The organism is Haloarchaeobius iranensis (assembly GCF_900103505.1).
Classification (GTDB): Archaea; Halobacteriota; Halobacteria; order Halobacteriales; family Natrialbaceae; genus Haloarchaeobius; species Haloarchaeobius iranensis.
The window spans coordinates 23038-46735 of record NZ_FNIA01000022.1 but is presented as its reverse complement, the minus strand read 5'-3'; the positions used below and the strand labels follow the sequence as shown (position 1 = coordinate 46735).

26 protein-coding genes and 1 tRNA gene are annotated in these 23698 nt (G+C 70.0%); 16 read left to right on the top strand and 11 right to left on the bottom strand.

The annotated features are described in order from the left end of the window. Window positions 1-116: 116 nt before the first annotated feature. Complete coding sequence (locus tag BLT27_RS19905; protein ID WP_175526483.1) at window positions 117-278, top strand: FmdB family zinc ribbon protein; 162 nt, start codon at window positions 117-119, stop codon at window positions 276-278. A gap of 71 nt (window positions 279-349) precedes the next feature. Here BLT27_RS19905 and BLT27_RS15585 read toward each other — a convergent pair whose 3' ends face one another. The 4 genes from BLT27_RS15585 to BLT27_RS15570 form a co-directional block, all read right to left on the bottom strand. After that, window positions 350-937, bottom strand: a complete 588-nt coding sequence (locus BLT27_RS15585) for an archaellin/type IV pilin N-terminal domain-containing protein (protein ID WP_089735548.1) — start codon at window positions 935-937, stop codon at window positions 350-352. A 52-nt stretch (window positions 938-989) separates the two neighbouring features. Further along, window positions 990-1877, bottom strand: coding sequence for a haloalkane dehalogenase (locus BLT27_RS15580; RefSeq protein WP_089735547.1), 888 nt, complete (start codon window positions 1875-1877; stop codon window positions 990-992). A gap of 76 nt (window positions 1878-1953) precedes the next feature. Continuing rightward, a tRNA-Ile gene (locus BLT27_RS15575) sits at window positions 1954-2027 on the bottom strand. Between the two features lie 78 nt (window positions 2028-2105). Beyond that, the gene (locus BLT27_RS15570) at window positions 2106-2699 is read right to left on the bottom strand and encodes an FxsA family protein (RefSeq protein ID WP_089735544.1); all 594 of its coding nucleotides are present in this window, start codon (window positions 2697-2699) and stop codon (window positions 2106-2108) included. Between the two features lie 92 nt (window positions 2700-2791). On the opposite strand from BLT27_RS15570, the gene BLT27_RS15565 reads away from it, so the two are divergent. From BLT27_RS15565 to BLT27_RS15550, 4 genes are all read left to right on the top strand, one after another. Continuing rightward, window positions 2792-4108 carry a hypothetical protein gene (locus tag BLT27_RS15565; RefSeq protein WP_089735541.1) on the top strand — a complete coding sequence of 439 codons (1317 nt, stop codon included), beginning with the start codon at window positions 2792-2794 and terminating at the stop codon, window positions 4106-4108. A 466-nt stretch (window positions 4109-4574) separates the two neighbouring features. After that, window positions 4575-6248, top strand: a complete 1674-nt coding sequence (locus BLT27_RS15560; protein WP_089735539.1) for a DUF255 domain-containing protein — start codon at window positions 4575-4577, stop codon at window positions 6246-6248. A 115-nt stretch (window positions 6249-6363) separates the two neighbouring features. Beyond that, window positions 6364-7167 (top strand): TrmB family transcriptional regulator, encoded by an 804-nt coding sequence (locus tag BLT27_RS15555; RefSeq protein ID WP_089735536.1) that lies wholly within the window; start codon window positions 6364-6366, stop codon window positions 7165-7167. A 54-nt stretch (window positions 7168-7221) separates the two neighbouring features. Beyond that, entirely contained in the window at window positions 7222-7614 is a 393-nt protein-coding gene (locus tag BLT27_RS15550) for a hypothetical protein (protein ID WP_089735534.1), read from the top strand. A gap of 13 nt (window positions 7615-7627) precedes the next feature. Here BLT27_RS15550 and BLT27_RS15545 read toward each other — a convergent pair whose 3' ends face one another. Both BLT27_RS15545 and BLT27_RS15540 read right to left on the bottom strand, forming a co-directional pair. Then, the gene (locus BLT27_RS15545) at window positions 7628-7906 is read right to left on the bottom strand and encodes a DUF7521 family protein (protein ID WP_089735532.1); all 279 of its coding nucleotides are present in this window, start codon (window positions 7904-7906) and stop codon (window positions 7628-7630) included. 17 nt (window positions 7907-7923) lie between these two features. Beyond that, window positions 7924-8454, bottom strand: a complete 531-nt coding sequence (locus BLT27_RS15540; protein WP_089735531.1) for a DoxX family protein — start codon at window positions 8452-8454, stop codon at window positions 7924-7926. A gap of 163 nt (window positions 8455-8617) precedes the next feature. On the opposite strand from BLT27_RS15540, the gene BLT27_RS15535 reads away from it, so the two are divergent. Continuing rightward, complete coding sequence (locus BLT27_RS15535) at window positions 8618-10153, top strand: amidohydrolase (protein WP_089735529.1); 1536 nt, start codon at window positions 8618-8620, stop codon at window positions 10151-10153. A gap of 69 nt (window positions 10154-10222) precedes the next feature. Then, the gene (locus BLT27_RS15530) at window positions 10223-10591 is read left to right on the top strand and encodes a hypothetical protein (protein WP_089735527.1); all 369 of its coding nucleotides are present in this window, start codon (window positions 10223-10225) and stop codon (window positions 10589-10591) included. 26 nt (window positions 10592-10617) lie between these two features. On the opposite strand, the gene BLT27_RS15525 is transcribed toward BLT27_RS15530, so the two are convergent. Together BLT27_RS15525 and BLT27_RS15520 are read right to left on the bottom strand one after the other, a co-directional pair. Beyond that, complete coding sequence (locus tag BLT27_RS15525; protein WP_089735525.1) at window positions 10618-10944, bottom strand: AzlD domain-containing protein; 327 nt, start codon at window positions 10942-10944, stop codon at window positions 10618-10620. After that, entirely contained in the window at window positions 10941-11702 is a 762-nt protein-coding gene (locus tag BLT27_RS15520) for an AzlC family ABC transporter permease (RefSeq protein ID WP_089735523.1), read from the bottom strand. Before BLT27_RS15520 ends, BLT27_RS15525 begins: the two co-directional genes overlap by 4 nt. A 188-nt stretch (window positions 11703-11890) precedes the next feature. On the opposite strand from BLT27_RS15520, the gene nadA reads away from it, so the two are divergent. The 4 genes from nadA to BLT27_RS15500 all read left to right on the top strand — a co-directional run bounded on the left by nadA (window position 11891) and on the right by BLT27_RS15500 (window position 15755). After that, window positions 11891-13024, top strand: coding sequence for a quinolinate synthase NadA (nadA, locus tag BLT27_RS15515; protein ID WP_089735520.1), 1134 nt, complete (start codon window positions 11891-11893; stop codon window positions 13022-13024). 3 nt (window positions 13025-13027) lie between these two features. Continuing rightward, the gene (locus BLT27_RS15510) at window positions 13028-14521 is read left to right on the top strand and encodes an L-aspartate oxidase (RefSeq protein WP_089735518.1); all 1494 of its coding nucleotides are present in this window, start codon (window positions 13028-13030) and stop codon (window positions 14519-14521) included. Then, window positions 14521-15330, top strand: coding sequence for a carboxylating nicotinate-nucleotide diphosphorylase (nadC, locus tag BLT27_RS15505; RefSeq protein WP_089735517.1), 810 nt, complete (start codon window positions 14521-14523; stop codon window positions 15328-15330). The genes BLT27_RS15510 and nadC overlap by 1 nt, the downstream gene beginning before the upstream one ends. Before the next feature lie 194 nt (window positions 15331-15524). Then, window positions 15525-15755 carry a hypothetical protein gene (locus BLT27_RS15500; RefSeq protein ID WP_175526485.1) on the top strand — a complete coding sequence of 77 codons (231 nt, stop codon included), beginning with the start codon at window positions 15525-15527 and terminating at the stop codon, window positions 15753-15755. Window positions 15756-15758: 3 nt separating this feature from the next. Here BLT27_RS15500 and BLT27_RS15495 read toward each other — a convergent pair whose 3' ends face one another. Next, the gene (locus BLT27_RS15495) at window positions 15759-16655 is read right to left on the bottom strand and encodes a DUF7351 domain-containing protein (RefSeq protein ID WP_089735513.1); all 897 of its coding nucleotides are present in this window, start codon (window positions 16653-16655) and stop codon (window positions 15759-15761) included. A 178-nt stretch (window positions 16656-16833) separates the two neighbouring features. On the opposite strand from BLT27_RS15495, the gene BLT27_RS15490 reads away from it, so the two are divergent. The 3 genes from BLT27_RS15490 (at window position 16834) to BLT27_RS15480 (ending at window position 18824) form a co-directional block, all read left to right on the top strand. Beyond that, window positions 16834-18024, top strand: a complete 1191-nt coding sequence (locus BLT27_RS15490; RefSeq protein ID WP_175526484.1) for an MFS transporter — start codon at window positions 16834-16836, stop codon at window positions 18022-18024. Window positions 18025-18089: 65 nt separating this feature from the next. After that, a complete protein-coding gene (locus tag BLT27_RS15485; RefSeq protein WP_089735509.1) occupies window positions 18090-18278 on the top strand; it encodes a hypothetical protein in 189 nt (62 codons plus the stop codon). Window positions 18279-18362: 84 nt separating this feature from the next. Next, complete coding sequence (locus BLT27_RS15480; RefSeq protein WP_089735507.1) at window positions 18363-18824, top strand: pyridoxamine 5'-phosphate oxidase family protein; 462 nt, start codon at window positions 18363-18365, stop codon at window positions 18822-18824. Between the two features lie 16 nt (window positions 18825-18840). Here BLT27_RS15480 and gpmI read toward each other — a convergent pair whose 3' ends face one another. Next, window positions 18841-20415 (bottom strand): 2,3-bisphosphoglycerate-independent phosphoglycerate mutase, encoded by a 1575-nt coding sequence (gene gpmI, locus BLT27_RS15475; RefSeq protein WP_089735505.1) that lies wholly within the window; start codon window positions 20413-20415, stop codon window positions 18841-18843. A gap of 656 nt (window positions 20416-21071) precedes the next feature. Between gpmI and gatD the strand changes: the two genes are divergently transcribed. Together gatD and BLT27_RS15465 are read left to right on the top strand one after the other, a co-directional pair. Beyond that, a complete protein-coding gene (gene gatD, locus BLT27_RS15470) occupies window positions 21072-22319 on the top strand; it encodes a Glu-tRNA(Gln) amidotransferase subunit GatD (RefSeq protein WP_089735503.1) in 1248 nt (415 codons plus the stop codon). A gap of 2 nt (window positions 22320-22321) precedes the next feature. Further along, window positions 22322-23272, top strand: a complete 951-nt coding sequence (locus BLT27_RS15465; RefSeq protein ID WP_089735501.1) for a GNAT family N-acetyltransferase — start codon at window positions 22322-22324, stop codon at window positions 23270-23272. Between the two features lie 121 nt (window positions 23273-23393). On the opposite strand, the gene BLT27_RS15460 is transcribed toward BLT27_RS15465, so the two are convergent. Further along, complete coding sequence (locus tag BLT27_RS15460; protein WP_089735499.1) at window positions 23394-23690, bottom strand: ubiquitin-like small modifier protein 1; 297 nt, start codon at window positions 23688-23690, stop codon at window positions 23394-23396. Window positions 23691-23698: the final 8 nt, after the last annotated feature.

Genomic DNA, 23698 nt, shown 5'->3' with positions numbered 1-23698 from the left:
GAAAGTGGACGGCTGCGAGGGCCTTGTCACCGTTAGAGGGCGGGCCGGTTGCCACTGGCGGGTCACGCCGTTTAGGCCGAACGATTAAAATGGTCTTGTGCCAGTTTGAGAGTAGGATGGGACCGCTGACTGCAGTCAAACGCCGCCTCCAGGGCGTCGTTTCGACACGGGAGCCCGGGGGCGAGTACACGTGCCAGTCCTGCGAGTCGCGCTTCGACGTGCAGTACCACACCTGCCCGAACTGTGGCGGCTACAGCGTCGAACGGCTCGACTGGTAGGCCCCCGACGGGGTCGGGCCGCCGTCACGCCGACTACCGGGCCGGTCGCCGCTGCCCGTCACGTCCCTCGTTCAGACGATGACCCACTCCCTGCCGTCGAGCGCAGCCGGTGGGGAAAGCGTCACCGTCGTCCGCATTCCGTTCTCCGTGACGATGGTCAGTCCCGCGTTCGACAGCCAGGTGATCCCGGCCGGGCCGTCCTCGACACCAGCACGGATGGCCTCCACCGCGACGAAGACGTGGAACGTGTCGGTGTCGTCGTTCAGCACCGGTGCGGAGTCGTCGCTGTCGACCGGCGCTGTGACCGAGAAGTTCGTCGCGTTCGCGGTGCGGTTCGTGAAGTTCAGCGTCGCCGTCGTGTCGTCGTCGGTGTAGTGGACTGTCGCGTTCCGCAGGTCGCTCTCGTTGGTCCCCGGGCCGAGCTTGACGCTGATGCGGACGTACCGGACGCTCTCGCCGTCGTCGTCCACGCGACCGACCTCGTTGACGACGTTCACGCCGGTCCCGATGTCGGCGATGGTGGACTCCGTCTCCTCCTGGGCCTGCAGCCGGATGGCGTTCGCCCCGCCCAGCAGCGCGCCCGACGCGATGGCGGCGACGACGACGAGTGCCACGAACATGACGAGGGTCCCGATGCCGGCCTGCCCCCGACGCTTCATACTCTTCACACGACTCGGCGGTCACATAGTTCTGTCCGCCGGGCTGGCCGGGCTACGTCCGGTCGACGAACCCGGCGATGTGCTCGGCCACCGCCTCGCCGGCGTCCTCCTGCAGGAAGTGCCCGGCTCCCTCGACCCACACGTCCGGCTGCTCGCCCGCCGTCGGCAGGAACTCGCGCAACGGGTCGCGGCTCGGCCGCGTGATGGGGTCCGAGTCGGAGAACAGCACGAACGCCGGCTTCTCCCAGTCGGCGAGGCGCTCGCGGGTCGCCCGCATCACGGCCGCGCCCTCGTCGTCGGGCGACAGCGGTACCATCCCCGGCCAGGTTCGCACGCTCGCCTTCACCGCCTCGGTGTGGAACGGCGCGCGGTAGCCGTCGAGCACCGGCTCGGGAAGCTCCGTCGCACAGCCCGCCTCGACCAGCGGGGCAACGTCCAGGTGGTCCGCGGTCTCGACCATCTCGCGGAACTGGTGCCACACCTCGGGCATCTCCTGGGTCCCGTCGGGGATGCCGGTGTTCATCGGGACGATGCGGTCGAACCGCTCGGGGTGGTGTGCCGCCGCCGCGAGCCCGAGGATGCCGCCCCAGTCCTGGCAGACGAGGGTGAGCCCGTCGAGGTCGAGTTCCTCGAGGAACGTCACGAGCCAGTCGAAGTGCCGGTCGAAGGAGTAGGCGTCCTCGTCGGTGTACTTCTCCGAGCGACCGAAGCCGACGAAATCCGGGGCGAGCACGCGCCCCTGCTCGGCGAGCGGCGGCACCATCTTGCGGTAGAGGTAGGAGTACGTCGGCTCGCCGTGTAGACAGAGGAACGTCTCCTCCCCGTCTCCCTCGTCGACGTAGGCCATCTCCGGCTCGCCGACGCTGACGTACTCGGCGTCGTAGTCGTAGCCCGGGAGCCCCTCGAACCGCGCTTCGGGTGTGCGCACGAGTTCGGCCATAGTTACCGCGACTCTCGCCGGAGTCAAAACCGTTCGGCAGTCACGCCTCGCTGGTGGGTCGTGGCTGCACGAAAAGTGGGCCGACTCGGATTTGAACCGAGAGCCTCCACCTTATCAGAGTGGCGCTCAACCTGATTGAGCTATCGGCCCGAGGTCTGCGATTTCGAGTTGAGTGCTGGAACGTTTAAACGTTTCTTTCTCGCAGTCCATCGCCAGGCCGTCGCACGCTCACTCCTTCTCCTCGAACTCGATGTCGTAGGCGTCGTCGCCGAGGTCGTACACGTCGTCGTCGTCGCTACTGCCCCCGCCAACGTCTCCCGAGCCAGCGCCGGGGCCGCCGAAGCTGCCGCCACCGCCGCTCGCGCCGCCGACGTTCTCGAACGGGTCCTCGTCCTCGGGGAAGCCGTAGGTCCAGACGTTGCCGGTCGCCATCCCGTCGACCTGCTTGTCGATGTACGGCGTGACGACGTACTTCTTCAGGACGACGCGGATGGGCACCCGGGTGACGGGGATGGTGAGCAGGACGCCGAGCGCGTCGGTGACGAACCCCGGCGTGAGGAGGAACGCCCCGGCCGCGATGAGCAGGCCGCCGTCCATGAGCTCGTCCGTCGGGGGCTTGCCCTCGGCGAGCTTGCGCTGTATCTTCCGGATGGTCCTGCGCCCTTCGGCGCGGACGAGGAACATCCCGATGAGCCCGGTCAGCACGACCAGCGCGACCGTCTCGATGGGGCCGAGGAAGCCCCAGGCCGCGATGGCCACGAGCAGGATCGCATCGAGCAGGGGGATGAGCAACAGCAGCCCGATGACCCGGAGCGTTCGCATGGACGGGTGTTGCGGGCCACCCCTCAAAGCCCTTTTTCTATCCACGGCCGACGAGGCACCGGTTTTTTACTTTGGTTCGGTAATTACTGTCCATGAATCGACTGGTCCTCGCACTGGTACTCCTCTCGCTGCTCGCCGGCTGTTCCGGGTTCAGTGGTGGAGGGACGACCGCTCCGACCGTCGAACCGACGGCGACGGAGACGGAAGCCACCACGCAGACGACAGCACCGGATACGTCGACAGCGACGACGCGGCCGAACAACACCGCGAGCGAGCCTCGCCTGGCGGTCGACGTCCGGGGTGACGAGCTCCCGGTCGAGGCCCGGCCCGTCGCCGAGTACGTCCAGCGTGTCCAGCCGAGCAACGTCTCCTCGGTGACGGTGACCGTGGACCGGAGAGAGAATATGTCCGCAGTAGCCGCCGAAGGGGGCACCTCTGGCCTTCACTACGTATTCGGACGCACGGAAGTGACGACGTTCCCCGCTGGTGGGGGAGTTCTCATCGGCAGTGGCGGCCCGGTCAACGTCATGTACGGGCCGAACGCGTCGGATTCGGTCATCGCGAACGTGCTGGCGCACGAGCTCTCGCATCGGTACCAATCGGACGGTCGACGACAGGTGTTGCTCGACGAGATCGGCCGCGAGTACCTCCAGACGACGGATGGAGGGGGCGTCCAGAGAGCACTCGTCGAGGGCGGCCCCACCTACGTGGCGGACACCTACGCCGACGAAAACCTGTCGGAATCGCCGAACCTGAGTGAGGAAGTCGCTGCGCGCTGGGACGACTTCGGAATCGTCCGTCGTGTGATGTGGTCAGGTCACTACCTCGGCGCGGCCTACCTCCACCAGCGAATCGACTCGCCACAGGAGCTCGACGAGGTCTACGCCGACCCGCCGCGGACCACCGAGCAGGTCCTCCACCCCGAGCGCGGCGACGAACCGCCCCGGAACCTCACCGTGACCGCGAACGTCTCCGCGTCGGCGTGGGAGACCGGTCGCCGGGACGTGCGCGGGGAGATGTACACCCGCATCCTGCTCGGGCCCGCACTCGGGTCGGACCGCGCCGCCGAGGCGGCCGCCGGCTGGGGGATGGACCGCGAGCTCGTGTTCTTCCAGGACAGCGACCAGGGCCACGCCTGGGTACTCCGGTGGGACGACGCCGCCAACGCCACCGAGTTCGAGAACGCGTTCCGGGAGTTCCTCGACCAGCGCGCGAACGCGACAAACGGCCGGTGGACCCACGACGGGCACGCCTTCGACCTGTTGCGCGTCAGCGACGAGACCGTCGTCGTGCTCTGGGGCGACGCCGGCTTCGTCGACGGCGCGACCGTGACCGGCGACGACGGGAGTATCACCGTGACACCGCCGGCAACCAACGAGAGCGTGCGTCGGGTGCCCGTCCTCGGGTGACGGCCGTAGTTGGATTTTCCGACTGGCGCGCGGCTGGCGAGCGTGCCGAGCCCTGCGAGGCCGCGAGCCATCCACGCGAGGGATGAGAAGCGCAGCGAAGCGAGCATCGCAATCGGCTGGGGAGGCGTGAGGTGCGGTGCGGTCGCGGTGCTGTCGGGTGTCCCCGTGAGCGAGCCTGCGAGCGAACGGGGGCTCGTCGGACCGCAGGTCCGACGGTGGGAATGAAAGGGGCGAGGTGCTCGGCGAACCTCGACGAAGCAAGGACCGCAGGAACGAGGACCGCAGCGAGTCGCGGGAGCCGAGCATCTCGGGGCTTTCTGGCTGTTAGAGTCAAGGTGTATTCCCACGACAGGCGAGGCTTTCTGGCTGTTCTCGACAGTCGGACCGAACGCGATGCCGACACACAAGCAACCAATCAATACCGACAACACGCAACCCTTAGGCACGCACACTCGAAGCCCAAAACATGGACGACTCCGCACGCGAGACGCGCGTCGAGTGGCGGGAGTGGGGCCAGGACGCCTTCGACGCGGCAGACGCTCGAAACCAGCCGGTCCTGCTCTCGCTCTCCGCGACGTGGTGCTCGCACTGCCACGAGATGGACCGCGAGACGTACGACGAGCCCAGGATCGCGGCGAACGTGAACGACGGGTTCGTCCCGGTCAGGGTCGACGTGGACCGTCATCCCAGGGTTCGCGACCGGTACAACATGGGCGGCTTCCCGTCGACGGTGTTCCTGACGCCCGCCGGCGAGGTGCTCACGGGCGCGGGCTACCTCGGCGTGGACGGGATGCGGCAGGTGCTCGACTCGGTGCGGGAGATGTGGGACTCCCGCGGGACAGACGCCGGGCGGGTCCCCCGGGCACTCCAGGGCACCGACACCCCTGCGGGAGAGCTCACGGCTGACATCGAGTCGAACCTCGTCGGCCAGCTCCGGGCGGCGTACGACGAGCATGCGGGCGGCTGGGGCGAGGCGGAGAAGTTCCCGATGCCCCGCACGGTCGAGTTCGCGCTCAAGCGCGAGCAGGAGCAGGCGATGCGGAGCCTGAACGCCGTGAGCGCGAACCTGCTGGACGACTACGAGGGCGGGTTCTTCCGCTTCGCGGGCAACCCGGACTGGACCGACGTGCACTACGAGAAGGTGCTGGACACGAACGCCGCCCTGGTCCGGGCGTTCGCGAACGCCTACCTGCTGACGGGGAAGGCGGAGCTGCGCCAGCCGGCGGCGTCGACGGTGGACTACCTGACGACGACGCTCTGGACGGGCGAGGCGTTCGCGGGCAGCCAGGCCGCCGGAGCGGGGCGGGACTACTACGCGGCGGAGGCGAGCGACCGCGAGTCGATGTCGGCGCCGCCGGTCGACGACACCGTCTTCGCGGACTGGAACGCGCTCGCGGTCGACGCGCTGCTCACCTACCACGGCTACACCGACGACGAGGGCGCGCGCCGGTACGCCGAGCGCGCACTGACCCACGTCGTCGACGACCTCGTCGAGGACGGCGTCGTGACCCACTACCGGACGGACGAGGAGGCGGGCGCGACGGGCCTGCTCGTCGACCACGCGCGGGTCGTCGGCGCGCTGACGAAGGCGCGGCAGGTGCTCGGGCCGGACGCGCTCGCCGGTGCTGACGGCGACGTGGACCTGACCGGGACGGCGCAGGCGGTCGCCGACCATGCCATCGAGACGCTCCGCTCCGATGATTCCTTCGTCGACGGTCCGTCGGCGGGCGTGGGCCTGCTCGACCGGCCGCTCCGCCCGCTCGACGGCAACGTCGAGCTCGCCGACGCGCTGCTCGACCTCGCGGTGCTGACCGGGGAGGACCGCTACCACGAGGTAGCACGGGAGACGCTCGCGGCGTTCGCCGGCGCGGCGGACCGCTTCGGCGTGCGTATCGCGGCCTACGGCAGCGCGGTGTCGCGGCTGCTGAACGAGCCGCTCGTCATCGCCGTGACCGCCGACGCGGGCAGTGACCTCCACCGCGCCGCGCTCCGGATGGCCGACCACGAGAAGGTCGTCGTGCCCGCCGCGACGGGCTACGACGAGCCCGACGCGGCGTACGCCGTCCGCGGCGACGAGACGAGCGAACCGGCCACGACGCCTGAGGAACTCAGCCGGCGCGTCTCCGAGCTGGTGCGCTGAGCCGTCGCGACGCACCCCGGCGACCGCCGACCCGACGCCCGCGTGCGGTTCGGCGAGCCGACCACCGAAACAACTACCGTTGTGTTTATGGTTCTCCACTGTGAGAGGGTTTATTATGGCGAGTTTGAGGGACCTGGGTCTGTCGGAGTACGAGGCGAGAGCCTACCGAGCGCTCTTGAACACTGGCCCGACAACGGCCAAGGAGTTGTCTCGGGCGAGCGACGTGCCGATGGGCCGCATCTACGACGTCCTGAACAGCATCGAGCAGTACAACCTCGTGCGGTCACAGACCGCGAGCCGTCCGAAGAAGTACGTCGCGGTCGAGCCCTCGACCGCGCTCGACCGGCTCCTCGACGACAAGAAACGCGAGCTGGAGGAGAAGGCCGAGCAGTACGAGAACATCGTCGACGAGCTCTCCGACGAGCTCGACGCCGCCGAACCCGTCGAGGAGCAGTTCTGGACCGCCTCAGTCGGCGAGGAGGAGACGACAGACCTGCTGCTCGAGCGGCTCACCGCGGCCGACGAGCGCATCATCATGGTCTCCTCGACGCCGTCGCCGCAGTTCGACGTGACCGAGCTCGGTGACCGCATCACCGAGGAGCTGGAGGAGGCCATCGAGCGCGGGGTCGAGGTGGACGTCCTGCTCACGCGCGAGATGGTCGCGTCGTTCTCCGAGGAGGTCGGCCGCCGCTACCGGGAGCGCCTCTCCGGCGAGGACTCCTTCCAGGTGCGCACGAGCGAGGACGTCACGGGCACGTTCAACCTCATCGACGACATGGAGGTCGTCATCCAGGTGCCCAACCCGCTGGGCTCCCGGGAGACGTTCGCGATGATCGACCTGAAGGACCCCGAGTTCGCGGGCGAGGTGTTCGCGGAGTTCGAGCCGACGTGGCGCGAGGCGGAGCCGCTGAGTTTCTGACGACGGTTCGGTCTCCAGAAAGATACTTCCCACTGGTGCGTGAACCAGTCGGCTATGCGACGCCGCCGCGCTCTCCTCGCGACGACCGGCGTGCTGGCCTCGCTGGCCGGATGTTCCGTGCTGTCGTCGGAAGCTACGACGCTCGACCTCTCCGTCTTCAACCACGACGACAGTCCGTACACGGTCTACGTCGAGCTGGTCCGTCCGGGCGAGAACTGGTCGCGAAGTGAGGCAGTCGTTTACGACGCTCGCTTTGACGTCCCTGCTGACGGCGGTGAGACCCGTGAAGCAGTCGTCGAGAAGCGGTCCTACATCGCACGCTACGACGCGTACGAGAACGACACGTTCCGGACCGACCAGGACCACTTCCACTACTACCCGCACGACGACGGCGACGACTTCATCGCCTTCGATATCGACGACCGGGGGACGTTGACGCACCGCTGAGCCGCCCGGCGGCTCACTCCACCTGCTGGTACAGCGCCACGGCGACCATGCCGAAGCCGACCGCCAGCCCGACGGCCTGTCCGAGCCGCGTCACCTCGGGGCCGAGTCCCACCAGCCCGTCCGCGACGCCGACGGCACCGACGGCCGTCAGCATTGCCAGCCCGACCGCCAGCCAGCGGAGCGGTCGCGAGCCGGTCCGCCGGTGTGCCCGGTAGGCGACGTGCGTGACGATGCCGCCGAGAGCGACCGAGACCGCGTTCGTGAGGACGACGAAGGGTGTCGTGGAGACCATCGGGGACCTCGGTCGGGTCACCCGAGCAGGTACTGCAGCGGCGGGTACTCCTGGACCAGGTCGAGGTCCTCGATGTAGGCGTCGAGCCCGAGGATGCGCCCGGCCCCGAACGCGCCGAGGCCGAACAGCAACAGCGCGTAGACCATGTGGTCGTCGATGACGATGCCGTGCGCGAGGGGCAGGCTGGCCGCCCAGTAGAACAGCATCATCACCGCGCCCCAGAACGCGCTGAAGCGGACGAACGCGCCGAGGATGAGCGCGAGCCCGACGAGCGTGAGGCCCCAGGCGTTCAGCGGGTCGATGAGCCAGATGTAGTCGTTGGCCATGGTGGCCCACACCCCGCCGAACGGGTTGCCCTCCGGGATGGCGTTCAGCAGGAAGCCCTTCGCCGACCAGCTCGGGTCGAGCACCTTCGTGATGCCCGCGTAGAACAGCGTCCAGCCCATGATGAGCCGGAGCCCCAGCAGCGAGTAGCCAACCCACGTAGCCGAGTAGTTGAACCGGGCGTTACGGCCGAACAGCTCGGTCTCGAGTTCGTTGGTTGCCATGGTCGCTCACCTCTACATCCGGACGTGGTCGGGGAAACCTCTTCAAGCGGGGTTCCGGTTCCCAGACGCTGAAAAGCGAGGAGACGACGGCGACGCGGCGGTTTCGTCGGGCGAGACCACCGCATCCGGAACGGTTTTGCCTCCGGCAGGCGGGGCTGGGAACATGACCACAGCGGCCGACCGCGTCCTCACGAACGCGGAGGTACACACGCTCACCGACCCCGACGAGACGTACGAGGCCGTCGCCATCCGCGACGGCGAGGTCGTCCGGCTCGACAGCGCGTACGAGATCGAGTTCCTCGTCGGCGTCGACACCGACGTCGTCGACTGCGGGGGACGGACCGTGGTTCCGGGGTTCGTCGATGCACACACGCACATGCAGCAGCTCGGCCAGTACCAGGTCCACGCGGACCTCTCCGAGGCGGGCTCGGTCGACGAAGCGGTCGAGACGCTCGCGAGCGACGCGAAGGACGACGGCGACTGGCTGCTCGGCTTCGGCTGGGACGAATCGGAGTGGGACGAGGCGCGCTACCTCACGCGCGAGGACCTCGACCGCGTCAGTGACGAGCGCCCGGTCGCCGCGGTCCGGGTGGACATGCACACGGCCGCGCTGAACTCGGTCGCGCTGGAGCGGCTCGCCGACGCGATGCCCGACGCGGACGTCCGCACCGAGGCCGGCGAGCCGACCGGCGTCGTCGTCGAGGACGCCGTCGAGCCGGTGTGGGACGCCATCGACCCCGACCCCGCGGAGACCCGGGAGCTGCTCACCGCCGCCCGAGACTACGCCCACCGCCACGGCATCACCTGCGTCCACGACATGGTGCGCCAGTCCCACGCGCCCCGGGTGTATCGCGAGCTCGACCTCGCCGACGAGCTGGCCCTCCGGGTGCGCATCAACTACTGGAGCGACCACCTCGACGCCGTACAGGAGGCGGGGCTGCGGACGAACCACGGCAGCGAGTTCGTCGAGGTCGGGGCCATCAAGTCGTTCACCGACGGGAGCTTCGGCGGCCGGACAGCGAAGCTGTCCGAGCCCTACGCCGACGACCCCGGCGAGACCGGCACCTGGGTCGTCGACCCCGACGAACTCCGCGATATCGTGGGCGAGGCGGACGACGCCGGACTCCAGTGCACGGTCCACGCCATCGGCGACGAGGCGGTCGAGGAGACCCTGTCGGTGTTCGAGGCGACCGAGGACCCCGGCGCGGCCCGCCACCGCGTCGAGCACGTCGAACTCGCGACCGACGAGCACGTCGAGCGCTTCGCCGAGACCGGCATCGTCGCCTCCTGCCAGCCGAACTTCCTCCAGTGGGCCGACGAGGGCGGGCTGTACGACCAGCGCCTCGGCGAGGACCGACGACGCCGATCGAACCGCTACCGCGACCTGCTCGACGCCGGCGCGCACCTCGCGTTCTCCAGCGACGTGATGCCAATGGACCCCCTGCTCGGCGTCTGTCACGCCGTCAGCGCGCCGAGCGAGCACCAGCAGCTCTCGGTGACGGAGGCACTCCGGGCGTACACCCTCGGGGGGGCGTACGCCGGCTTCGACGAGGACCGGATGGGTACCGTCGCGGTCGGGAAGCGGGCCGACTTCGCGGTGCTCGGAGCGTCGCCGTGGGACGCCGACGCCGAGGCGATACGCGACATCGACGTGGCGATGACGCTCGTCGACGGCGAGGTCGTCTACGACGCCCGCTGACGGGGACTGTGCGCCGCCCTGCCGCGACGAACATCGACTGTTTTCCGTCGTGAGTCCGTCGGTCCGGCCATGGTCCTCGCCGCTCTCCGCGACAGCCGTCGGCTCGCGCTCGGCGTCGGAACCGTCGTCGGGAGTCTCGCTGGTCTCGTCGGCGCAGCGTTCACGACCGCCGGGGTCGACGTGCTGTTCGCCCTGACCGTCGGCCTCGGTGGATCGACGTACTACGTACTCCACTACTGGGGGCAGTTCCCCGAACAGTCGAGCTTCTGGCGGACGTTCGTCCGTACCTTCTCGTTGCTGTTGCTCGCGACGACGTTCGTCTCGGAGACGGTGCCGTTCGTCGACGGCGTCGCGACGCTGGTCGCCATCTTCTCGCTGGGAACGCTTGGGCAGTACGCCGCGATGCTCGACGCCGAGGACGTGGCCGACACCGGGTGACGGCCACGGCGGCAACACCGCGCGTCTCAGAGCGCCAGCAGCAGCCACAGCGTCCCCATCCCGGCCGCCAGCGTCCACGTCATGCTCTCGGTGCGCCAGGCGACGGCGGTCGCGACGCCGCCGGCGGCGACCTTCGGTGTGAGGAGCGCGAGGCTCCCCTCGGGAGCGACGAGCGCGGGCAGCACCAGCGCCGCCAGCGCGGCCGCGGGCACGAGTTCGAGCGCGCGTTCGACCCGTGGCGGCACCTCGTCGACGCGCTGGAACAGGACGAGGAAGGAGCTTCTGACGAGGTAGCTCCCGACGGCGGCGACGACGAACGCCGCCCAGAGAACGGGGTCGGAGACGGCGGTCACGGCTCGCCCTCCGTCCGGTCGGCGTCGGGGCCGTCAGGGTCGTTCCCGCCCGAGTGGGCCCCGTCCTCGTCGTCGGCACCCTCTGGGTCGGCGACGAGCCCGACGCCGACGCCGGCGAGCGCGGCGACGACGAGCCCGAGGTCGAACGGGATGCCGAGCCCGGCGACCGCGCCGACGCCGCCGACGACCGTCGCGACGAGGCCCCCGCGGTCCCGGACGTTCGGGACGAGTAGCGCGAGGAACAGCAACGGGATGGCGAACTCGAGGTGCCAGGCCGGCGGGAGTTCGGTCCCGAGGGACGCGCCGGCGGTGACGGACAGGGTCCAGGTCGTCCACAGCGGGGCGGCGATGCCGAGGTAGTACGCGCGCCGGTCGGCGGTCTCGTCGGCACGGAACGCCGGGACGGAGAGCGCGTAGGTGACGTCGAGCAGGAAGAAGGAGAGGACGAGCCGCCAGCGGCGGGAGACCGAGCGGACGTACGGTGCGAGCCCGGCGCTGTACATCGCGTAGCGCAGGTTGACGACGATGGCGGTGAGGACGGCCACGACGACGGGTGCGTCGCGGGCGAGCAGCTCTATCATCGCGAGCTGTGCCGCGCCGGCGAACAGCAGGCCGGCGGTCCAGAGCGCGGTGATGGGGTGGAGGCCGAGGTTCGCGGCCGCCACGCCGACGACCAGTCCGAACGGGACGTTCGCCGGGAGTGCGGGGAGGACGGCACGCGCACCGTCGACGAACGCCGAACGCGCGGTCGAGGTCACGTCTCGCACTCGTCCGTGGGGCTCGTGTCGGTTGTGGTTCCGGCAGTCCGGCCGAGCCAGCCGCCAGTGTGAAAGAGTACCACGAAGGCGGGCTAAGAGGGGTCCCGAGCCGCCGGTCACCTTCTTTGAAGAGAAAAATTATTCAATGGCCGGCACAGAGATGCAAGTCACCCACAGGTGGACAAACCGTGCCAAGAATGGAAACTGCGGACTTCGATACGGAGCTCAGTCTCTTCAAGTACGACAATCTGGAACAGCTTCCGCCGGAGTACCGCGACCTCGACGAGGCCGAACGAACCGAACGCATCGAGGCCGCGAAGGTGGCACTCGGCGACGACGTGGTCATCCTCGGCCACAACTACCAGCGCCGCGAGATCGTCGAGCACGCCGACTTCATCGGCGACTCCTACCAGCTGAGCAAGGAGGCCGCCGCGGCCGACGCGCCCTACGTCATCTTCGGCGGGGTGACGTTCATGGCCGAGTCCGCCGACATCATCACCGACGACGAGCAGTCCGTCATCCTCCCGTCGATGGAGGCCTCCTGTCCCATGGCCGGGATGGCCGAGGCGCTGCAGGTCGACGCCGCCTGGGAGGAGATCACGACGGCCGCGCCCGACGCGGACATCATCCCCATCACGTACATGAACAGCTACGCCGACCTGAAGGCGTTCTGCGCCGAGCAGGGTGGGCTCGTCTGTACGTCCTCGAACGCTCACCGCGCGTTCGAGTGGGCGTTCGAGCGCGGGGACAAGGTGCTGTTCCTGCCCGACAAGCACCTCGGCGAGAACACCGCCCACCGGCTCGGGATGGCCGACGAGACCGCGGAGTGGGACCCGTGGGACCCCGAGGGGAAGGACGCCGACGAGGTCGCCGAGTCCGACATCGTCCTCTGGGACGGCTACTGCCAGGTCCACGAGCGCTTCCGCGTCGACCACGTCGAGCAGGTCCGGGACGAGCACCCCGACGCGAAGGTCATCGTCCACCCCGAGTGCCGCCGCGAGGTCGTCGAGGCCGCCGACAAGGCCGGCTCCACGGCGACCATCACGGAGACCGTCGAGGACGCCGACCCCGGCGACACCTGGGCCATCGGCACCGAGATACACCTCACGAACCACCTCTCCCGGTGGCACCCCGAGGTGAACGTCCTCCCGCTCTGTGGCGACGCCTGCATGGACTGCAACGCGATGCGCCAGATCGACCCGAACTACCTCACCTGGGTGCTGGAGGAGCTGGTCGAGGGGCGCGAGCGCAACGTCATCGAGGTCGCGCCCGGCGAGAAGGAGCTCGCGAAGGTCGCCCTCGACCGGATGCTGGAGGTCTGACCGATGCGAGAGACTGACGTCCTCGTCGTCGGCACCGGCATCGCGGGCTGTGCGGCCGCGCTCGGCGCGGCGCGCGAGGGCGCCGACGTGCTCGTCGTCACGAAGGCCGAGAAACCGGAGGACGCCTCCTCGGACTGGGCGCAGGGCGGCATCTCGACGACGGGCACCGACCCGGAGACGTTCACGCAGGACATCCTCGACGCCAGCGCCGGCACCGCCGACGAGGACGCCGTGGACGTGCTCGTCGAGAACGCCGACGAGGCCGTCGCGGACGTGCTCGTCGACACGCTCGGCGTCGACTTCGATGTCGAGGCCGACACGGACGAGTTCGACTACACGCGCGAGGCGGCCCACTCCGAGGAGCGCATCCTCCACGTGGACGCCTCGACCGGCCGGCACATCCTCCGGCCGTTCCTGAACTTCCTCGCCGACCACGACTCCGTCGAGATACTGGAGGACACCGCCGCGCTCGAACTCGTCACCCACGAGGGCCGGGTCCACGGCGCGATGCTCGACACGGAGACGACGGGCGAACCCGTCTACGCGGGCACGACCATCCTCGCGACGGGCGGTATCGGCGACCTGTTCGAGCGGAGCACGAACCCCGCCGGTTCGACCGGCGACGGTATCGCGATGGCCGCGCTGGCGGGCGCGGACGTGGCGGACATGGAGTTCGTGCAGTTCCACCCCACGGCGTACGCCGGCGACGACCCGTTCCTGCTCTCCGAGGCGATTCGCGGCGAGGGCGGGCTGCTGCGCAACGGCGACGGCGAGCGGTTCATGCCCGACTACCACGCGGACGCCGAGCTCGCGCCCCGCGACGTGGTCGCCCGTGCCGTACAGGACGAGATCGACGCGACCGGCGCGGTCACGCTCGACGTGTCGACGCTCGAGGAGCCCTTCGACGAGGCGTTCCCGGACCTCGCCGCGAAGTGCGCCGAGCGAGGCGTCGACTGGGAGTCCGGTATCCCCGTCGCGCCCTGCGAGCACTTCCTCTGTGGCGGCGTCGACGTCGACCACGTCGGCAGCACCAGCCTCGACCGGCTGTACGCGGTCGGCGAGTGCGCCCGGACCGGCGTCCACGGCGCGAACCGGCTCGCCAGCACGAGCCTGCTCGAGGGGCTCGTCTGGGGACTGCGCGCCGGCGAGGACGCGGTCGGTGTCCGGCCCGAGGCCGTCGAGGCCCCGGAGCTGCTCGACCGCGACCCCGACCTGCCCGAGCGGTTCGCCGCCGAGAAGTTCCACCGGCTCCGCCGGACGATGGACGAGTACGTCGGCCTGCGCCGGACCCCCGACGACCTCGGTCGGGCACAGGCCGTCCTCCGGCGACTGAAGGGCGAGGTCGACGCCTACGTCCGGACCCGGACCGCGCGCGACCTCTACGAGCTGCGGAACGCGAGCGTCACCGCGCTGCTCGTCGCCCGGGCAGCAGCCGAGAACGACGAGAGCGTCGGCTGCCACTACGTCGAGCAGCCGGCGGCCGCCGACGCGGACTGATGCTGCACGACAGCCAGGTCGAGGCGTGGCTCCGCGAGGACCTCGGCCACCACGACGTGACCAACGAGGTGCCCGGCGAGACGACCGGCCGGCTCGTCGCGAAGGAGTCGGGTGTCGCCGCCGGGCTCGACGCTGCTGCACGCGTGTTCGACTACCTCGACGTGGACGTGACCGAGCGCATCGACGAGGGCGCGGGAATCGACGCTGGCGACACCGTGCTCCGCGCCGAGGGGCCGGCGAAGGCCGTCCTCCGCGGCGAGCGCGTCGCGGTCAACGTCGCCGGCCACGCCTCCGGCGTCGCCACGCGGACCCGCCGCGCGGTCGACGCCGCCCGCGAGGTCGACGACGACGTGCGTATCGCCGCGACGCGGAAGACCACGCCCGGGCTCCGCGAGCTGGAGAAGCGCGCGGTCGTCGCGGGCGGTGGCGACACCCATCGGCTCGACCTCTCGCACATGGTCATGGTGAAGGACAACCACGTCGCCGAGATGGGACTTGAGTCGGCAGTCCAGCACTTCCGCGACCGCGTCTCCTTCGCGACGAAGGTCGAGGTCGAGGTGGAGTCGCCCGAGGACGCCCCGCGCGCCGCCGAGGCCGGCGCGGACGTGGTGCTGCTGGACAACATGAGCCCCGAGCGCACGACGCAGGCCGTCGACCTGCTGCCCGACGACACCCTGGCCGAAGCCTCGGGCGGCATCACCGTCGACGCCGTGCCGGCCTACGCGTCGACCGGCGTCGACGTCGTCTCGATGGGCTCGCTGACCCACTCGGCGGCGAGTCTGGACTACTCCTTCCGCACTGGCGAGTGAGTCCGGTTCGGCCGACCGCGGCGTCGGCTACCCCTCGGACTGGAACGGCTCCCCGACGGAGCGCCGCGGGAGCGTCGGATTGGTGTCCTCGCGACCGGAACCGTTACAGCGGGGTTCGGTCGTACGTGTTGACATGTCTGCGGAGAAACGGACCCCGCCTCGCCGTCGACGTGGCGTTCGACGGTGCCGACGGCGTGCGTAGCGACGACCGCTGGTCGGTGGTCCGCCAGCTGTCCGTCTGGAGCGTCCTCCTCGCCACCGCCATCGTGATGCTCGACGTCGCCGTGGCGTTGCTGCTCGCGGTGCCCGGGCACGGCTACTCGCCGTTCGTCGCGGTCATCCCGCTCGGGTTCCTCGTCGCGTTCGCCGTCGCCGCCGTCCGGACGCTCACGGCGTTCCGGGACGGGCTGGCGGGCGCGCGCTGACGGTTACTCGAGGACGACCTCGGCCACGTCGGCTCCCTCGATGCTGGCAACGAGTTCGGAGTTCTCGCCCGGCACCCGGACGGTCACGCGCCACGGCTCGCGTGACTCGATGGTCGTGAACCGGTCGCTCACGCAGAGCGCTAGCTCCCAGAACGGCGGCTCGCGCAGGTCAGCTTCCTGCTCGCGATAGAAGGAGACCACGTCGGGGTGGTCGAGCAACAGCATCCCGAACGACGGGAGCACCGAGAAGTCACAGCGCACGCAGTCGAACGCCGGCAGCGCCTCGTAGCCCCACTCGGGCGGGATGTCCGTCGTCACGTGCCCGTCCATCGTCGCGGTGCACTCCGGACAGACCCCGTCGGCCGCGAAGGAGACCCGGTGGCGGACCAGCCGGTCGAACGCGTGGAGCACGTCGGCGAGCGAGCGCTCCTCGAAGCCGCCCGGCGGGAAGTCGTTCGCTGTCAGGTCGGTCTCGCAGGCGGCACAGCGGACGGCGAGGCGCTCGTCGGCGTAACTGGCCCGGAGGTCGCACTCCCCGCACTGCGGACACGTCCCGTCGATGGGCCCGTCCGCGAGTTCGGCGCGCTCGGTGAACGTCCCGGCCTTGATGGCGCGGACGACCTTCCGGGCTGGGTACCTCGCCCGATAGCCGTCCTCGGTGTGCGCGACGAACTGGTCCTGCAGCTCCTGGAGGTGGTAGTTGAAGTGCGCCGAGTCGTCGGTCTCGACCTGCGCGTGGAGGTCGGAGAACGACACCGGCTCGCTCCCGTAGCCCCCCGCGGCCGTGAGTTCGACGAGCCCCTGAAGCGTCTGGAGGCGGGTGCCGTCGCTCAGCAGTCTGAACGCCTCGGTCGGCGGGAGCGTGGTCCGCTCGTCGGTATCGTCGTCCTCGGTCGACATCTGGTTCGTGTCCCGAGTCGGGACGTAGCGGCTAAAGTGGTCCGGGGACCGACCGGTCGCCCCCTGCCCGCCGCGAACCCGCCCCGCTCGTGGCGTCTCCCCGTCCGCGACCTTTCACCGGGAGTACAAAATCGCGCTTCAGGGAACGCCTATGGGGCGATACCGTCGAACTGGACGTGTGCGCCGGCCAGCCCTCCCCAGCGGTCCCGTGGCGAAGTACTACCTGTACAAGCTCACGGCGACGGCCGGGCTCACGGTCCCCGTCTGGGTGCTGTTCCTCCGGGCACAGCACCTCAGCTACACCGAGATCATGCTGCTGGACGCCATCTGGTGGGTCGGGCTAACCGCGGGCGAGATACCGACGGGCTACGTGGGCGACCGGCTGGGCTGGCGGAACAGTCTGGTGGTTGGGAACGCGCTCCGGGCCGCCGCCGTCGTGGCGATGGGCCTGGTCTCGACGTTCGCCGCGTTCGCCGGCGTCTACCTGCTCTGGGCGCTGGGGTCGACGCTCATGTCGGGGAGCACCGACGCCTGGCTGTACGAGACGCTCGAGCGGCGCGGCGACGCCGACACGTTCGCACACTGCCGGGGTCGCGGACAGTCGCTGACGCTCGTCGCGGGGGCGCTGGCGGCGGTCGCGGGCGGCTACCTCGGCACGGTGAGCTTCCGGCTCCCGTTCCTGGTGACGGGCGTGCTGTGGGCCGTCGGCGCGGTCGTGCTCGCCACGATGCCCGCGGTCGCGGTGGACGACGACGACCGGCTGACCGTGCTCGAGGCGCTGCCGGTGCTGCGCGAGCGGTTGCTCTCGGTCGAGCTTCGAGGTGTCGTGCTCTGGGTCGCGGTCGTGCTCGCGGTCGCGAGCGCGACGGGACGGCTCACACAGCCGGTCGCGGTCGACCTCGGCGTCCCGGCCGCCTGGCTCGGCTGGCTCTACGCCGGGTTCACCCTGCTCGCCGCGGTGGCCAGCGACCGGTCGGCGTGGCTCCGGGACCGCTTCGGCTTCGACGGCTGGCTCGTCCTCGGGCCGGCGGTCGTCGGCGGTCTCCTCGCTGCGGTCTGGTTCGCGCCGGTCGTCGCCCTGCCGGCGTTCGTGCTCGTCCGCGCGGTCCGCACACCGACGGAGACGCTCGCCAACGAGTACATCAACGACCGCGTGGCGACGGCCGGCCGCGCGACGACGCTCTCCGGCGTCTCGATGGTCAACGCGGTCGTCGCCATCCCGTTCGGCGTCGCGCTCGGTGCCGTCGCCGACCTGTCGCCGTACCTCGCGCTGGCCGGTATCGGCGCGGTGCTGCTCGCGCTCGTCGGCATGGTCGCGCTCGGCGGCCTCGTCGCGACGGGGGCGGCCGACCAACGGCCGGCGGACTGAGGGGCCGCGGCTCGACGCGTCGGCGAGCGTCGGGATTAATGCCCCCGGCGACAGAGGTGTCGCTCATGCAGACTGAACTGACGCGGCGACGCCTGGTCGCCGTCGGGGGGAGTGCAGCGGCGACCGTGGCGCTCGCGGGCTGTTTCGCCCCCGGCGAGGACGAGGAGGATGACGAGGAAGGGGGAGAGTTCGGTGGCGAGGAGGACGACGAGCGGCTCGCGGACCCCGCGCCCGGCGCGAGGCCGGCGTACTGACCACGGCGAGGGACGGACCGGTCCCGACAGGACGCTGTCGATTCCGTGGCGCGTTTTATGGGTCCGGCCGCCGTGCTCTCACGTATGGACGACAACAGCTCGGTAACGATGTCGGCAGAGGAGCGGGACGCGTTCCTCGGCAGCGGCGGCACCGGCGTGCTCTCGCTCTCGACCGAGGGCGGGAACGCCCCGCACGCGATTCCCGTCTCCTACGGCTACGATACCACGGTGGAGACGTTCTACTTTCGGCTCGCGGTCGGTGGGGACCGGTCGAAGGGCGAGCTCGGCGGCCGGGCAGCCACGTTCGTCGCGTACGGTCGCGAGGGCGAGACCGCGGACGGCGACTGGCAGAGCGTCGTCGCCAGCGGCACGCTGACCGATATCGAGCGCGAGGCGGTCGCGACGGAGAGCCTCGCTGCGCTCGAACGCGTCGACATCCCGCTCGTCGACATCTTCGGCGCGCCGACGGGCGACGTGTCGTTCCGGTTCGTCAGACTGGTCCCCGACGAACTGAGCGCCCGGGAGGAGAGCCCGACGGGCGTCTGAGCGGTCGCGGGTGGACTCAGGCGTCGTCCAGCAGGCTCCGACCCGTCATCGCGGCGGGCTGGTCCACGCCGGCCAGCGCGAGCAGTGTCGGTGCCACGTCACAGAGCGAGCCGCCCTCGTGGACGCGCTTCCCGCCGTCGTCGCCCGCGGGCGAGAGATAGACGAACGGCACGTCGTTGTACGTGTGGGCGGTGTGCGGACGTTCTTCGGTGCCCATGTCGTCGGCGTTGCCGTGGTCGGCGGTCACGACTGCGTGGCCGCCCGCCACTTCGATAGCCGCGAGCAGTCGGCCGAGCTGTGTGTCGACCGCCTCGACGGCCTCGACCGCCGCGCGGTAGTCGCCCGTGTGGCCCACCATGTCCGGGTTCGCGTAGTTCAGCACGAGCACGTCCGGGTCGTCGCGCTCGGCGTACCGGATGGCCGTGTCGGTGACCGCCTCGGCGCTCATCTCCGGCGTCTCGTCGTACGTCGGCACGTCCGGGCTCTCGATGATCTCGCGTGACTCGCCCGGGAACTCGACCTCGCGCCCGCCGTTGAGGAAGTAGGTGACGTGGGCGTACTTCTCCGACTCGGCGAGGCGGAGCTGGGTCAGTCCGGCCGCGGAGACGACCTCGCCCAGGGTGTCCGCGGGCTGGCGCGGCGCGAACGCCACGGGCAGGTCGAACGTCTTGTCGTACTCCGTCATCGTCACGACCCGGACCGCGGGCGGCTCGGGCCACCGCCCGACCGTCTCGTCCTCGGGTTCGATGTCCGCGAGCAGTCTGGTGAGCTGGCGCGCGCGGTCCGACCGGAAGTTGAAGAACAGCACGGCGTCGCCGTCTTCGAGACCGGCGTGCTCGCCGACCGTCGTCGCCTCGACGAACTCGTCGGTGTCCCCGCGCTCGTAGCTCGCCTCGACGGCCTCGACCGCCGTCCCGGCGTGGTGCTCGGCCTCCCGGTTCACGATGGCGTCGTACGCCTCGCGGGTCCGCTCCCAGTTCCGGTCGCGGTCCATCGCGTAGTACCGGCCCGTGACGCTGGCAACGTCGCCCGTGCCGTACTCATCGACGACGGCTTCGAGGTCGGCCAGATAGTCCGCGCCACCCCTCGGGTCGGTGTCACGGCCGTCGGTGAAGGCGTGCGTGACCGCCGGGGTGTCCCGTTCGGCTGCCAGTTCGATGAGCGCGTGGAGGTGCTTCTGGGAGGAGTGGACGCCCCCGTCGCTCACGAGGCCCATGAGGTGCACCCGTCCCCCGTGCTCGTCCGCGTGGTCGAACGCCGACGCGATGGCCTCGTTCTCGTCGAACGCGCCGTCCGCGTCGTCCGCGGGGACGTCCTCGTCCCCGCGCCAGCGCGCGATGGCGTCCTCGATGCGGGTGTACTCCTGCATCACGACCCGGCCCGCGCCGATGTTCAGGTGGCCGACCTCCGAGTTGCCCATCTGCCCGTCCGGGAGCCCGACGCGCCGGCCCGTCACGGCTAGTCTGCCGGTTGCGCCCTCCCGGCTGATGCGGTCGAACACCGGCGTGTGGGCCGCCGCGACGGCGTCCCTATGGTCGCCCGGGTCGTCGTTCAGCCCCCAGCCGTCGAGGATCACGAGTGCCGTCTTCATACGCGTGGGGTCGTGGGATGGGTCAATGAATGGTTCGTTCGCCAGGTGTAGCCTCTGGAACCGGTGCCGCTGGGATGGTAGTCCCCGCAACAGGAACAGCTTGGACTGCGAACGACAGAAAGCCCCCGACTGCTCGACTACTGCAGCTCGTTGCGTCCCCAGCAATCGGAGATTTCTGGTGTCTCGGAAACCGGAGGTTTTCGACGAGTCCGCAGAAGCTTCGCTTCTGCGAGATGCTCACGAGACGCTCCGCGTCTCGTGACCGGTCCTCGTTCCTGGGTCCTTGCGTCGTTTCGCCTGTCGAGCGAGCAGCCCGTTTCAGCCCCACCCGACCGCACCCGCACCTCACGCCTCCCCAACCGATTCGCTCAGTCGCCCTCGCTCATCCCTCGCGCGGAACGGCTCGACACGCTCACTGCGCTCACGGGTCGCTTCGCTCCCCGTTCGCAGTCGCGGTTCTCACTCGCTGCGCTCGCTCCGAACCGCGCACCGCTCGCGGTCTCGCCAGCCGCGCGCCACGGTTGAAGGTTTACAGTGGTTGTAGACCGTGGACGCGCGAATTCGCCGCATCCGGGCTGTTCCCGTTCAAGCGAGTCGACACGCGAAGTCGAGACGGAACGGATGGCTTTACGTCCGACCGAGGCGAACCCGGAGCCATGAACCCAGGCGACCGCGTCCGCGTCGAGCGCGCGGACAGAGAGTACGAGGGCGTGCTGCTCCCGTCGTCGACGGCCGACCAGCTCGTCGTGAAGCTGGACGGCGGCTACAACGTCGGCATCGAGCGCGAGGGAGCGGAGACCGAGGTGCTGGAGTCGGACGTGTACCAGATCGACGCGGCCCAGGACGAGACGGCGTCGTCGTCGGTCGAGTTCGACGAGGACCTGCCGACCATCGCGCTCATCTCGACCGGCGGCACCATCGCGTCGACGGTGGACTACCGCACCGGCGCGGTGACGGCGCGATTCGACGCGGAGGACGTGCTGCGGGCGGTGCCGGACTTGGCGGGCCGGGCGAACTACCGGGGTCGGGTCGTCGCGAACATCCTCTCGGAGAACATGGAGGTGCCGATCTGGCAGGAGCTCGCGGAGGCCGTCCACGAGGAGATAGAATCGGGTGCCGACGGCGTCGTCGTCATGCACGGCACCGACACGATGCAGTTCTCTGCGTCGGCGCTCTCGTTCATGCTCGACACACCGGTCCCCATCGTGTTCACGGGCAGCCAGCGCTCGGCCGACCGGCCGTCCTCGGACAACGTGATGAACGCGGTCTGTGCCGTCGAGGCGGCGAAGGCCGACGCCGCGGAGGTCATGGTCTGCATGCACGCGAGCGAGAGCGACGACGTCTGCGCGCTCCACCGCGGCACGCGCGTCCGGAAGAACCACACCTCGCGCAGAGACGCGTTCGAGACGGTCGGCGCGGCGCCGCTCGGGACGGTCGACTACGACGCCGAGACCGTGACGTTCGACGGCGAGTACGAGGAACGCGGCGAGTCGGAGCTCGACATCCAGCCGGCCCTCGCCGAGGACGTCGAACTCGTGAAGTTCACGCCCGGGATGGACCCCACGTTCTTCGACCACTGCGCGGACAAGGCCGGGCTCGTCGTCGAGGGCACCGGGCTCGGGCACGTCCACAGCGACCGCATCGAGCAGCTGGAGGAGCTCGTCGACGACGGCACGACCGTCGTGATGACCAGCCAGTGCATCGAGGGCCGGGTCTGCGACCGCGTGTACGACACCGGACGCGACCTGCTCGACGCCGGCGTCGTCGAGGGCGAGGACATGCTCCCCGGAACCGCGAAGGTGAAGCTGATGTGGGCGCTCGCGAACGCCGACGACGTGGCGGCGACGATGCGGACGCCGCTGGCGGGCGAGATAACCGAGCAGTCCCGGCCGTGGAACGCGTGACCATGGACATCGACCGCCGCGCGGACGTCACCTACCGCCGCGCCACGCCGGAGGACTACGACGACGTGGTCGCGTTCACCAGCGACACCTGGGCCGACCGCGACGGGAGCGACTACATCCCCGACATATACCACGACTGGATCGAGGACGAGGCCGCGTACGACGAGCAGTTCACCTGCGTCGCCGCGGTCGACGGGACGGTCGTCTCCATCGCCCAGACCGTCCTGCTCTCGGACCGCGAGGCCTGGTGCCAGGGGATGCGCACCCACCCCGACTACCGCGGCGTCGGCATCGGCCTCGAACTCACCCACGAGATGTGGGACTGGGCGCGCGAGCAGGGCGCGACCGTCGCCCGGAACATGGTGTTCTCGTGGAACGTCATGGGGCTGGGCCACTCCCGGGGCGTCGGCTTCGACCCCGAGACGGAGTTCCGCTGGCTCGAACCGGAGCCCGACCCCGACGCGACGGGTCCGCTCGAGGTCACCGACGACCCGAACGCCGCGTGGACCTACTGGACCGACTGCGATGCCCGCGACCACCTCAGGGGCGTCGGCCTCGCGATGGACGAATCGTGGGCAGTCGTCGAGCTGACCCCGACCCTGTTCGAGCGTGCCGCCGAGGAGACGATGCTCGCCGCCGTCACCTCCGGGGCCGGCACCCGGGGCGTCACCTACCGTGTCCGCGACTACGAGCGCGAGGACGACGAGGGCGAGACCGAGCACTTCGCCGAGTACGGCGTCGGCGCGTGGGAGGACATCGACGCCGCCAGGACGCTCGTCGCCGCCATCCAGCGCGACGCCGCCGCGCTGGGGGCCGACAGCGTCCGCGTGCTCATCCCGGAGACCGTCGACTACGTCAGCGACGGCTCGCTGCTCCGGTCGGGCATCTCCGACGAGCCCGACTTCGTGATGGCGGCGGACCTGACCGCCGACTACCGCGGGACCCACGGCTAGACGCTGGCTTTCGTCTTCTGCCCAGCCTGCAGGCGCGCGACTGGCGAGACTGCGGGGACTTTCGAGGTGGTTTCAGTCTTCTGTCGACGAGACACGGCCGAGTCGGCTCAGCGTCCCGGTTCTAGCCGCCACTCACGGGCGGGAACAGCGCCAGCTCCGCGCCCTCGCTGACCTCGGTCGCCAGCCCGTCCGCCGTCGTGAACACGTCCGCGCCGTCGAGCAGGACGTTCACGTCGGGTGCGATGCCGTCACGGGACTCCGGCTCGCCGTCGACGAGCACGCGCTCGCGGAGGGCCGGATATGTCTCGAGGAGGGCGTCGAGCGCGTCGCCGACGGTCGGGTCGTCGCCGTCGAGCCGGACCGCGACCGCGTCGGTGCCGGCGCGCTCTGCGATGTCCGCGAACAGCTTCCACTGCATGAACGTAC